Annotated in this window: 10 protein-coding genes; 4 read left to right on the top strand and 6 right to left on the bottom strand. The window is 62.1% G+C overall.

The genetic code is table 11. The features are described 5' to 3' along the window. The first annotated feature begins 97 nt into the window (after window positions 1-97). Together AADW18_RS02295 and AADW18_RS02290 are read left to right on the top strand one after the other, a co-directional pair. Window positions 98-2,065, top strand: a complete 1,968-nt coding sequence (locus AADW18_RS02295) for a hypothetical protein (RefSeq protein ID WP_337341724.1) — start codon at window positions 98-100, stop codon at window positions 2,063-2,065. 180 nt (window positions 2,066-2,245) lie between these two features. After that, a complete protein-coding gene (locus tag AADW18_RS02290) occupies window positions 2,246-3,358 on the top strand; it encodes a serine hydrolase (protein WP_337341723.1) in 1,113 nt (370 codons plus the stop codon). On the opposite strand, the gene AADW18_RS02285 is transcribed toward AADW18_RS02290, so the two are convergent. Beyond that, window positions 3,342-4,934 carry a winged helix-turn-helix domain-containing protein gene (locus AADW18_RS02285; protein WP_337341722.1) on the bottom strand — a complete coding sequence of 531 codons (1,593 nt, stop codon included), beginning with the start codon at window positions 4,932-4,934 and terminating at the stop codon, window positions 3,342-3,344. The two genes, AADW18_RS02290 and AADW18_RS02285, sit on opposite strands and share 17 nt — an antisense overlap. A gap of 390 nt (window positions 4,935-5,324) precedes the next feature. On the opposite strand from AADW18_RS02285, the gene AADW18_RS02280 reads away from it, so the two are divergent. Next, window positions 5,325-5,663, top strand: a complete 339-nt coding sequence (locus AADW18_RS02280; protein WP_337341721.1) for a hypothetical protein — start codon at window positions 5,325-5,327, stop codon at window positions 5,661-5,663. A gap of 36 nt (window positions 5,664-5,699) precedes the next feature. On the opposite strand, the gene AADW18_RS02275 is transcribed toward AADW18_RS02280, so the two are convergent. Next, the gene (locus tag AADW18_RS02275; RefSeq protein WP_337341720.1) at window positions 5,700-7,307 is read right to left on the bottom strand and encodes a glycoside hydrolase 43 family protein; all 1,608 of its coding nucleotides are present in this window, start codon (window positions 7,305-7,307) and stop codon (window positions 5,700-5,702) included. 76 nt (window positions 7,308-7,383) lie between these two features. After that, the gene (locus AADW18_RS02270) at window positions 7,384-8,970 is read right to left on the bottom strand and encodes a glycoside hydrolase family 43 protein (protein WP_337341719.1); all 1,587 of its coding nucleotides are present in this window, start codon (window positions 8,968-8,970) and stop codon (window positions 7,384-7,386) included. Between the two features lie 372 nt (window positions 8,971-9,342). On the opposite strand from AADW18_RS02270, the gene AADW18_RS02265 reads away from it, so the two are divergent. Continuing rightward, window positions 9,343-10,248, top strand: a complete 906-nt coding sequence (locus AADW18_RS02265; protein ID WP_337341718.1) for a creatininase family protein — start codon at window positions 9,343-9,345, stop codon at window positions 10,246-10,248. A gap of 141 nt (window positions 10,249-10,389) precedes the next feature. Here AADW18_RS02265 and AADW18_RS02260 read toward each other — a convergent pair whose 3' ends face one another. The 3 genes from AADW18_RS02260 to AADW18_RS02250 all read right to left on the bottom strand — a co-directional run bounded on the left by AADW18_RS02260 (window position 10,390) and on the right by AADW18_RS02250 (window position 11,554). Continuing rightward, entirely contained in the window at window positions 10,390-10,671 is a 282-nt protein-coding gene (locus AADW18_RS02260) for a hypothetical protein (protein ID WP_337341717.1), read from the bottom strand. Window positions 10,672-10,784: 113 nt separating this feature from the next. Next, window positions 10,785-11,084 (bottom strand): hypothetical protein, encoded by a 300-nt coding sequence (locus AADW18_RS02255; RefSeq protein ID WP_337341716.1) that lies wholly within the window; start codon window positions 11,082-11,084, stop codon window positions 10,785-10,787. Window positions 11,085-11,182: 98 nt separating this feature from the next. Next, complete coding sequence (locus AADW18_RS02250) at window positions 11,183-11,554, bottom strand: cupin domain-containing protein (protein ID WP_337341715.1); 372 nt, start codon at window positions 11,552-11,554, stop codon at window positions 11,183-11,185. Window positions 11,555-12,201: the final 647 nt, after the last annotated feature.

Here is a 12,201-nt window from a genome sequence, read left to right as displayed (position 1 = left end):
AAATGCAGCGAAACGCCAGATGGCTGCAGCGGGCTGCCTTCGCCTGCGTGATCGGCGCCCCTAGGCTGGGCGCTGCATTGGCGAGAGGAAGCACTTCATGCGCGACGCGTGCCCTGGGTTGTCTTCACCGTCCGCCCTTCGCGCGGATGCCATCTCGCCACGGCCATGGATCGGAGGGATCGTTCTTATATTCGCGGGCGCCGCACCGGCGGCGGCCCAGGACAATGCCGTTGCCAGTGCTGCCGATGCATTTGGGGAGCGTGCCGGGATCGAGCAATCGGGTCTCTATACCGAGAGTCAGGTTCGCGGCTTCGACCTCAATGACAGCGGCGCCTATCGCATCGACGATGCCTATTTCAGTCGTGCCCAAGCGCCGGATGACACCATTCTGGCGGGCGTGAGCATGCGCGTCGGAGTGAACGCCGCGCGTCTTCCTTACCCGGCGCCCTCGGGGGTCGTGAACTATCGGTTGCGCGAGGCCGGGCCGACGAACGAAGTGCGGCTGGGGGTGGGCTTTCGCGACTTCGGCACCCGCGTGGTCCAGGGCGACGTTTCGTGGCGTGCAGGGGCGCTCAGTCTCGCCGGCGGCGTCGTGTGGCGCCCCGTATGGCGTCTGGCAAAAGGCGAGCGCGGTTCGGGCATCAATGGTGGCGCGGTGGTCGGCTGGGACGTCGCCCCTGGGCACCGACTGCGCATTTTCGGCTCGGTCAATGATCGCGAATATGACGGCGACTATGCGGTCATCCCGACCGCAGGGGAGATCCCGCCGAACCTGCGGACGCTGCACCAATATTCGCCGGACTGGGCGCGGACCGTCGGCACCACCACCAATCTTGGCTTGCTCTATCGCGGCGAGCTCCACGGCTTCACCGTTGACGCATCGGCTTTCCGCTCTATCTTCTCCCTCGACAATGCGGACAACACGCTGATCTCATCGGACGCGCAAGGGAACGCTACCGCCACCACGCTGCGGACCCCAAAGCGCGATTACAAGCTCTCGGATACCGGCGAAATCCGGCTGGCGCGCGCATTCGGTAAGGGCGATTTCGGAAACCACATCACGCTGTCGTTGCGCGGCCGCCACACCACCACCGAGCTCGCTTCCAGCCTCGCCATTCCGCTGGGTGCTTTCGACCTCGCCACGGGCGATCCACCGGATGTACCGGAACGCCCATGGTCCGGCACGCGCGGCGAAGACACGGTCAGGCAATACACCGCTTCGACGGGCTATGGCCTCACCTGGCGCGAGCGGATCCAGCTACGCCTCGCGGCGCACCGGACGCGCTACCACAAGACGGTGCTCTCGACGTCCGGTGTGACCAGCGAGCGCCTCAGCGAGACGACGCACTACAACGTTTCCACCGTTATCAACGTGACGGACAATGCTTCGGTATTCGGGAGCTGGGTGACGGGGCTGGAAGAAAGCGGGTCGGCGCCCGCGTCCGCGATCAATCGCGAGGAAGTTCTGCCGCCGGTGGAAACCGAGCAGTTCGAGCTGGGCACGCGCTACGCAATTTTTCCGCGGCTGACCCTGATCGTCGCACTCTTCGACGTTTCCAAGCCCAGTCAGGGGTTTCGTCTCGACGGTTCGTTCGGCGTCGTCGGCGAGGTTCGCCATCGCGGTTTCGAGGGCTCCATCGCGGGCGAACTCACTTCCAAGACCAGCATCCTGGCGGGCTTCGTCGCCTTCGAATCCGAACTGTCGGGAGCGCTTGTGGATGCCGGCCTGGTCGGTTCGCACGACATGGGCGTATCCCAGCGCGTCGCGAACGCCACGATAGTGCGCCGGTTCGGAAACGATTGGTCGCTGGATGCGACCATCAGCTACATGGGCGAGCGCTGGGCCGACACGGCAAACAGCTTCAAGGCGCCGGCCGTGACGACACTAAGCCTGGGTCTGCGCCATGGCTTCATGCTCGGCGGCCGCCGCGCCGACCTGCGTATCCTGGGTTCGAATCTCCTCGGAGCCGAAGGCTATCTTGTCGCGCAGTCCGGGCTCCTTTCGCCCGTCCCGCCGCGGACGGTGAGAGCAGTGCTCACCGTCGCCCTTGGCGCAAATGATTAGGATGCTCCGCGCGAGAACTGACGGCCTTGTGTTAGTCGCCTCGCGCGGTCGATTTGCTCTCGAGCTGGCTCCGTGGTTGCAAGCTATTGATCGTAAAAGACTTCATAAATCTTCATTCGAGCATCAGGCACTTCACTCCGCAGTACGGTGAGCTGGCTGCTCCTCACTTGGAGCGTTGTGATGTCATTCCTGATCCGCCTTGCCCTGTTCACGGCCTTCATTCTGCCCGTGCTTTCTACGGCCACTGCCGCACCGCCCTCTGCGTCCAGTGACGATTGGACAACCGCCGATCCAGCCGCGCACGGCTTGGATATTGCCCGGCTCGCCGCCTTGAACGCCGCGATCACCAGTGGTCAGGCACCTGACACCACCAGCGTGCTGGTAGTACACCAAGGTGTGCTGGTCCACGAGGCCTATTTCAACGGAGCTAACCGCACGACCCTGCACAACACCCGCTCTTTAACCAAGAGCGTGACCGCAATGCTAGTAGGCGCCGCGATCGACCGGGGCATGATCGCCGGGGTCAAAGTGCCGGTGTTGAGCTTCTTTCCGGACAGGACACCCGCGCATCCGGGTTCTTTCAAAGATGCGATCACGCTCGAAGACCTGCTCACGATGAGCGCGCAGTGGGAGTGCGACGACAACAACCAGTACTCGGCCGGCCACGAGGAGCGCATGTACGTCAGCGCCGACTGGACGGGCTTCGCCCTCGACCTGCCCGAGCGTGGCTACGCGCCATGGACCACGCGGCCAGCGGATAGCCCACACGGGCGCGCCTTCGCCTACTGCACCGCCAACTCTTTCCTGCTCGGCGCCATTGTTGAACGTGCCAGTGGGATGCCCTTGGAGCGTTTCGCGGCCGACGTTCTGGAGCGGCCGCTGGGGATCGAAAAGGCAGTTTGGCGGAAGTCGTCCGAGGGAGTCGGTATGGGCGGCGGCGGCACCGAATATCGAAGCCGGGACCTTGCCAAACTGGGCCAGATGGTCATCGACGCCGGGCGCTGGAAAGGCCGGCAGATCCTGCCGGCCGACTGGATACGGGCGATGACGCAGGTGCGGGCACAGACCCCATTCGATGCGGATTACGGCTACCAGATGTGGCGCTTTCCGTTCACCGTCGGCGCACAACAACTGCATGGGTGGACGATGTCTGGCAATGGTGGCAACGCCGTGTTCGTGGTACCGGAGAAACAGCTGGTGGTCGTCGTGACCCGTACTCGCTTCAATCAGCGGGGCATGCATCAGGAAACCAAGAAGCTGCTGCAGGACTACATCCTCAGCGCGCTACCGTGACCGCGTCCGCGTCCGCGCGCGCGTCGCGCGGTAACTGGCCAGTTATGTTCACGCGCGTCCGGTCGGCTGCGACGGCTGTTTCCACCATGGCCAGCACCGAGGCGAAGCCGGGATCATCGCGCAGACCGGCGAACAATGGCGACACGCGCAGATAGCCGGCATTGCGGTGACCAGCGGCGACCGCTGCCCGTAGCGCTGCCAACGCGGCGTGGCGGTCGCCGGCGAGCTCCGCTAGCAGGGCGGCATCGAGACCATCGACGGGATCGCTGCCTTGCGCCAGCCCCGCGCGCAGCGCAGCGGAGTGCTCCAGCAGCACCGCTGCCGATGGTTTGAGTTCGGCCCCGGTGACCCAGGCGAGGGTCGTCGGCAAGCTTGCGTGTGGCTTCAGCGCTCGCGCCCGCTGAACCTCCGTCCGCGCTACAGGGAGATCGCCCCGATGCAGCGCCAGCTCCGCGGCCAGCACATACAGCGCCGCATGCTCGGTCCGCCGCGCCAACGCCTCGTCCAGCGCTGCCTGCGCTTCGCCAGCGCGCCCATGTTCGTAAAGAAAGGTGGGCCAGGCGACGTTGGAGAACACGTTGTCGGGATACAGCTGGAAGCTGCGCCGGTAACGTATCTCCGCTGCTTTTGTGTACCCGAGCAGGTCGAGGTTGGAGGCGACCTGCAGTTCCCAGAAGCGCACGTGTTCGGGGCGACGTACGGCCAAGTTGGTGGCAAGTGCTTCACTCAATCGTCCTTGGCGTGCATACAGATACGCAGCCGATGCACGGCTTGCATCAGCCGACGGATCCAGTTGCACGGCACGCTCGTAGCCGGAAATTGCCGCTTTGACCTCGCCACGGCAATCGTGGGCGTAGGCCAGCACCGCGTGGGCGGCGGCCAGTCGCGGTTGCCGCGCGATCACCGCCTTCGCCAAAGCCAGCGCCTCGTCGGCGTCCTCGCGGCTGCCGTTGTAAAGGCACAGGCGAGCGGCTTGGGCGCGGGCAACGCCCAACAGTGCCTGCACATCGTCTGGGGCTTCCTGCAAGCGCTGGCGATACAGCGCGATCGCGCGCTCATTGTTGTCCCGCTGGCCGATGCCGGCGTAGTGCTCCGCGCGCAGCAGCAACGGCGAGATAGTGCCTGTATGGAATACCGGCCACTTCCACCAGGCGATGCCAGCCGACGCCATCAACAGGGCAGTCACCGCGAACGTGAGGCGGCGCCTGGATACAGGCGCCAAGGTAGCCGCTGTATCTTCGGCAACAGGCTCGCTACAGAGCTGATAGCCATGTCCGCGCACCGAGCGCAGGTAGCGCGATTGGCGCCCATCGTCGCCCAATGCCTGACGCAACAGGCGCACGCGTTGGGTCACCGTTTCTTCGTTGACGTGAGCAGGAGCCCAGACCTGCGTGATCAGCTCATCGAAACCGACAACTCGGGTGCCTTGCGCCAGTAGGAAATGCAGCAGGCGAAAGCTGAGTCCGGATACGTCCAGCACCTGACTGCCATTACGAATCACACTCTGCCGCGCCACGTCGACGCGCAGATCGTCTAGGCGATAGTGCAAGGGCGGGTTGGCGCGAGACTCAGGCATCTTGAGGGGCCGAAACGGCCAGCTTGCCAACACAGAGTTTCAGCCGAAACTGAGTGATTCCAAGCTTGGTGTCTGACGACGCGATATGGTCGCCGCGGGATCCGTGGCGGTGCAACGCAATACGCTTCTTCCGGATAGGCGGCGGGACAACGATGATCCTGATCGCGGCGGATTGCGTAATTTTTAAGGTTCGCATGGCGGTGGAGATTACCAGCAACCTGGTCGCCCTCATAAGAAAGTTCCGCAGGGAGCGGTGTCTACTTTCGGCCGTGTGGCTGAGCAGAACGCGATTAACGCTGAAGGTGGGTCGACGTGCTCGACAATAGAAGAAACGAAATCCGCGAAAGTAACTGGCCGCAGTTCGGAATCAAACCTCCAGGAGGATAGCGAGTGAGTTCCGCCTTCACAGTGGTGCTAAATCCATACAACGACCCATATGGCGTCGATCGTCCCGGCGCCATGCTTACGGGAAAGTGGGTGCCAGGTACTGAGCGAGAACTCCACGACCGAGGTATAACCGCGCTCTACCTCAACGTTAGTCGTGGCTGGGCGCAGAGCGACTTTTCCTTCTTGTGCGAGCTGCCCTGGCTCGAAGAGCTGAATATCATCTTCTCCAAAGCGACAGGGCTGCAGGCAATTGAATCGCTAACGAAGCTCCAGAGGTTGTCTTTGATGGCAACGACGCGTGAGCGCTTGGATACTCCGGAAGTACTGCTGGCAACCAAGTAAGATGTTTATCGCGGGTATGCCGCGTCAACCACTTGGTCAGCGCGAGCCCCCGCTTGGCCCAATCCGGTAGTAGTCGAAATCCACGCGGCCGCCGGCGGTCTTGGTCGAATAAAAGAAGAGGCCGAAGCGATAACCCATGAAGTGAGGGAAGGTGTAGGCAAGTTTCGAGGGACGGCCGATGGGCGTCCAGGATTTGCCGTCGAGGCTGTAGGAGAAGCGGGCGACTTCGGGCGAGGGCTCAAATTCGCATTCGACCTTGAGGTGAACGGTGTTGCCAGAGAGGGGAATGGAGGCGATTTCCTCGGGATGGTCGGAGTCGGCGCTCACCATGACGAGAGATCTGGCGCCGTCGCTCATTTTTACGCCAACAAAGCCATAGTTTTTCTGGAAAGCGGCCAAGCCAGCCCAGTCGCCGTCTTTCATGCCGCTCACGTCGATGCTGGTGGTGGCGGAACTGTTGGGACCAAAGGTGCGTTGGGTGAGGGTATTCCGCGCCTCGGGCAGCGTGGAAACGATCCGGCTGGTGACCAGGCTCAGATAGCCCGGGCGCTTGGAAACCGACCAGTCACGCGGCACGGGATTGTGATTCCACTGCCAGGCGAGGGGCAGGGCAGGGGCGCCGGGCCGGCGGTCGAATTCGTCGGAGGCGACGATGCCGGAGGCACCGGAGATGCCCTGTCCGCCGGCGGGGATGTCGAGCGTCATGGGCACCTTGCCGTCTTTGCCGAGCACGGGCCAGCCGTCCTTCCAAGTCACGGGCACGAGATAGGGGATGCGACCGACGGCGCCGTTGTCCTTGAAAAGATAGGCATACCATTTGCCTTCCGGGGTGTCGATGAGACCGCCCTGGGCGATGCCGCGATCATCGAGCGCGATGCGACCCTCGTAGGGACCATCGATGGCGTCGGCGCGGTGGACGATGACGGTGCGCGCCCAGCGGCTCCCGGGCGAGGCGATGTTGAAGAGGTAGTAGCGTCCGTTGATCTTGGAAAGTTGCGAGCCTTCGCCATTGAGCCCGCCCAGGTCGGCACCGAAGAGCGTGTTGACGTTTTCGATGAGAACCTTGTTCACGCCACCGGGCTTGATTCCCGAGAGATCGGGTTTCAGCTCGGTCAGCATGATGCGACCGCCCCCGTAGACCATGTAGACGCGACCATCGTCGTCGAAAAACAGACTGTGGTCGTGCATCACGGGCTCGAAACTCGTCTCTTTCCAAGGGCCGCGATCCGGATCGCGCGTGGTGTAGATGTGGGTGCGTCCGCTGGTGGCGGAGAAAGTCGAGGCATGGAACACGCCGTCGTGGTAACGCAGGCTGCTGGCCCAGGAGCCGGCACCGTAGGCGTTCTTGCCGTTTTCCAGCCGGAAGGCTTCGTTGTCGGCAAGCGTTTCATAGGCGTAGGAAGCCATGCGCCAGTTGACCAGGTCCGTCGACTTCATGATCGGCAGGCCCGGGCTCATGTGCATCGTCGTGCTGCTCATGTAGTAGGTCTTTCCTACACGGATGATGGCGATGTCCGGGACGTCGGCCCAGATAAGGGGATTGTGGGCTGAGTCCGCCTGTGCCGACTGTGCTGCCGGAACGGCCTGAGGCGCAACGAAGGCGAGGACGAAAACCATCAGGAGGGAAAAAATCGGGCGGTTCATGGGCAAGCGGATCCGTGTTTTGTTTGCGAGGTAATGACGGCGAGTCAGGGCATCGGTCAATCAGTTTTCGGTCGGCTCAGCGCGCATAGAGCGCGAACGCGAAGTCCGCAGGGCGGCCCTCTTTGTCCTTCAGCGGTCGGTCGTCGAGGCTGGCCTCGCCGTCGGCATAAACGTCGTCGCGGCTGGCGCGCAGATAGACCGTCAGCCCCCCCTTGTCGCCCTGCAGCGCCAGCGCGTAGCGACGACCCGCCTGTAGCACGACGGGTGGATGGGCGCTGAAGTCGAAGCTCAACAGTCCGGCCCCTTGCGGCCGATAGGCGATGGCCAGGTCCTGGCCGGCGCCGAGCAGTTCGGTGCCGGCCTCCACGTCGCGCAGCGACAGCCGCAATGGGTGTACGACGTCGGTGCCGTGGCCGTCGCCGGCATAGAGACTGAGCTTGCCCAGCGCGATGTCGGTGCGCGGCACGAAGGTCTGCGCCAGGCGGCTGGCACCGCCGTCGCGGTTGAAGCCCACGGGCTCGGGAGCCTGTTCGAAAGGCCGGGCGACCGAGGCCAGCGCCGGGCGACCTGGCCAGCTTTCGGGATAGCCCTGGGCGAACTGCTGGACGGCCACGCGGGTGTCGGAGCGGCCCGGATCCGCCGGCGCGGGCACCTTGCCTGCCGGCGGCTTGGGCGGCGCGCTGATGCCGGCCTCGGTCTGCGCGACGGGCCACATGCGGCCATCGGCGTCGTAGTAGAGGTACTCCATCGTGACGGAACGGCGATTGCCGGCGCCCGTCTGGCCATCGGGCAAGGTCAGTTCGCCGTTGTGATAGACCAGGTAGGACTGGCCCTTGAAGTCGTCGATGACGCCCGCGTGGATGGTGTAGCTATTTTTCGTCGGGCCTGTCAGCAGGCCTTGGTAAGTCCAGGGCCCGCGCAGGCTGGGAGCGGTGGCATAGGACAGGTGCTCCCAGACGTTCTGGTGCGCCATGGATGCGTACGTCATGTAGTACATGCCGTTGCGCTTGGACAGCCACGGCCCCTCGGTGTAGTTGGGCAGCGCGATCTTCTCGATGGCGCCGTCCAACTCGGTCATGTTTGGCTTCAGCCGGGCCAGGTAGAGCACCGGATTGCCCCAGGCCAACCAGGCAGTCCCATCGTCATCGACGAAGACGGTGGGGTCGATGTCGTTCCAACCGTAGGGACTAGGCGTCGTGGCATCGGTGATCAACGCCGAACCGCGCGCATCCTTGAACGGGCCCAGCGGTGTGTCGGCCACGGCCACACCGATGGCCTTGCCGGGCTGCGTGTCGTCGTGCTGCACGGTGGCGTAGAAGTAGAAGCGGCCGTTGCGCTGCACTACCTGCGCGGCCCAGGCATCGCCCACCGCCCAGTTGAAGTCGGTGGGCTTCATGAAGGCGCCGTGGGCTGTCCAGTGGCGCAGATCCTTGGAGGAATAGGCCAGCCACTCCTTCATGAGGAAGAAGTCGGTGCCCTTGGCCTCGTCCCGGCCGACGTAGAGGTAGACCGTGTCGCCCACGACCAGCGGCGCGGGGTCGGCGGTGAAGCGGTCGCGCAGCACTGGATTGGCGCCGGGCGACGGCTCGGCGGCCTGCGCGGCACCGCAGGCAAGGGCTGCACAGCAAAGGGCAAAGTGGTGCAGCAGGCTGACGAGGCGCATGGCTGGGTGTGACCTTCAACGGTTGTTGCGGGTGTTCACCCGGCGTGGTTTTCAGAGTATCGCCAAACTCTTGTCAAAACCCGCGAGGAGTGATCGCAATTTGACGTGGCGCTATATCAATTTCGTAATGATCCTCGATCGACGAAGTAAATTCGTTTTGGTTGGAAGTGCTTCAGCGAGCGGTCAACGCCTGTCGCTCCGCCGCTAAGGGCACGGCTAAACGCGCACAGCGACATGCCATAAATGACCTCGAAGGTCATGGCGATGTCGCGACCAGGCTTTATGATCTCCCGAGCTCCATGCTTTCTCCTTGCCATCTCCCGCACCGGCGGTGATTGCGATTAGCACTTTTCTTTTCGAGTACACGCAAAGATGATCAAACAGCCTGGAAAAATCGTACTGACGTTGCGATTCGTCACTGCAATCGCTCTTTGCATGGCGGCGTCCGCTTCGGCCGCATCGAGTCCTTCCGTGTTCGCGGGAACCATGGCGGAGATGACGCATGTCGAACTGGAAGAGGCGACGCGCACTGGCGCTGTAGCGCTTTGGGCGCTTGGCGCGATCGAGGAGCACGGCCCTCACTTGCCGCTCGCAACAGACGTCTATATTCCATCGGCGCAGCTACTGCAGGTCCAGCGACAGCTTGCAGCGCGGAAGATCAGCAGCGTCATCGTGCCCGCCTACTATTGGGGCGTCAATCAAGTGACGGGATCGTTTCCGGGTTCGATCGACATTCGTCCCGAAGTGATGACGGAATTAATGACGGATGTTTTTCGCAGCCTGTCCAAGGCAGGCTTCAAGCGGATTTTCTGCATCACCGGCCATTACGATGCGGCACACAGCCGCGCAATTGTCGAGGCCATAAAACGCGCGAACGGCGCATCGGACATCAAGGCGTACTACGTTGTGCCTGAGCCCCTCGCACTTCGCCTTGGGCTAAAGGCTGAAGACGCGGGCTTCCTTCTCGTGGATGCGCCCGCGAATGCCGCGCCGGCGCACCCTGATCTCCATGCGGGGGAAGCCGAAACGTCGATGTTGCTCAGCATTGCCCCGGATGCGGTACGGAAACAGATCATTCCCTCGCTCAAGCCTACGGATCTAACGCCGAAGGATGTCGAAGTGTGGCGCAAGGGCTATGACCACGCCAAGCGAATCACGCCACTCGGCTATCTAGGCGACCCTGCGAGGGCGGATGCCGCGGCTGGGTCTACCCGCCTCGCACAGCAAGCGGACGCCTTTGCCGATGCCATCGCAACGTCGATAGCTGGCGAGCGCTGAAGCGCGTTTGCAGGAAGGCATTCGCGTAGACGCGGGCACAGGCGATCGGCGGGCCGCGACTCGCGGCTCCTGCCGCTGGTGGGGTGAAAGAATGACGCATGTTGCTCGAATGACGTTTGTTTATATGGACAAAGTGCAATGTCAAATCCAGAGCACGTGAGTCGCATTGACTCGGCACTTTGCAGCTCCGAGCCAAAGGAGAGCCTGGTCGGGCTTATCCGTGATCTCGAAAAGGAAGGCTTGAGCCAATCCGATATCTATGCCTTGTTTGAGGAACAGCTGCTGCACCACCGAGATGCGAACGAAGCCTTCTATGATGATCTGGCTGATGTGATGGATCGAATAGTGGGTTGGTGCAGCCCAGGGCAACGACTCTTCAATAGCGAGTTTCAGGCAAAAAAATAAAGACAGCGCGTTCGCCATCGCGCAAGTGACTCAGGGCTTGAGTGTTCGTAAGAACCAAACAGTGTGATCTTGTCAGCGCCCCTGCCGAGATACTCCAAAAACACCAGAGCAGGGTACGAGCTTGAGGATAGCTATTGGACTATCGTGTAGTGACGCACCGATAGATCGTACTCGACCATCATCTGTTTAACATTGTCCGGAACAACGGCTATATCAGGATTGCGCCCTGCGAAAGCTTCGATTGCAGACAATGATCGCCACCGAGTCACGACAATGAACTCAATACCGTCAGCAAGTTTTCGTGAAAGTATGGATGCGTCCACAAAACCCGCAAGCAAATGGAGCTTCGGAAATGTGTCATTTCGCAGATGATTGATGTAGTCCTCTGCGCAGTCGAGCTTCGCAAGACCGCGCCATTGTCTAGAGATCATGTTTCCTCTCCCGCTGCCTGGGCCTGAGTAAAGCCAACCCGCGAAGGATCGACTCAGAGACGACCGTGATTCTCATCTGATGGTGTTTCTCTGACCATTTAGCTCCCCGTTGGTACGACACTCCCTTTCTCAACCATCAGCACGACCACCCGACCACGGGCATGAGGGAAGTGCATCACGCCCTTGGGGACGGTGAATCCTTCCTGCGGGCCAAGGCTCACGCTGCGGTCTTCCAGTTCGATATCGAGGCGACCTTCGAGGACGAAGAAGAACTCGTCTTCATCGTCGTGCTTGTGCCAGTGGAAATCGCCTTCCAGCACGCCCAGCCGCACGACGGCGTCATTTACCCGCGTCAGGGTTCGGTTCCACCAGGGCTGTGCGGCAGCGGCGATGGCGGCTACGTCGATATGGGTGGCTTGCGGAAACATCACGTCGGTTTCGATGTCGTAATGCATCTCGGTCTTATCCATTTTGGCAGCTCCGGCTAGAGACCAAGGGAAACTATCACTGTTTAGCCAATTGACAATCTGATTCCTAAGCGGGCCAATCTGCGCCGCATTGGGTGCGTCCAGGATCAGGGGCATGACACGCGAGCTTGGGTGGGCGAGGGGTTGGCGTACACGCGCTTTGCGCTGCGCCTCAAGGCCTCCTCGACCAGAGCTCGCCCAAGACCGCGACTGGCACCCGTAACCAGAACTGTTTTGTCCGCGATATGCACTTCAGTTCCTCAAGTTTATGTCGACGAAGATAGGGCTGCGGGGCGAGTAGCGGGAGTAACAAGTGTGGCGGGATATGTGGCCGAACGCAGATCAGCGGTGCCGATTGCGCGCCGCGAACGCGGCATTTGGCAAAGACGTTATTGGGAGCGGCAGATTCGCGACGCCGACGAACTGATCCGGTATGTGGAATACATCCATTTCAATCCGGTAAAGCATGGCCATGCGGCTCGGCCGAACGATTGGCCGCATTCCAGCTTCCGCAGCTTTGGGGCGGAACCGCCACCTGACGGAAGAGCTCGCGGCGGGGACGCCGCTCCTACAAAAGGTCCATGACCCGTAGGAGCACCGTCCTCGGCGCGAGCTTTTGCTTCTGCGGCGATCTGACGGGAGGAGCTCGC

Origin of the sequence: Pseudoxanthomonas sp. CCNWLY206-1 (genome assembly GCF_039710385.1) — a bacterium.
Classification (GTDB): Bacteria; Pseudomonadota; Gammaproteobacteria; order Xanthomonadales; family Xanthomonadaceae; genus Pseudoxanthomonas_A.
Note: the sequence above shows the minus strand (reverse complement) of the source record. Positions and strands in the feature narration are given on the sequence as shown.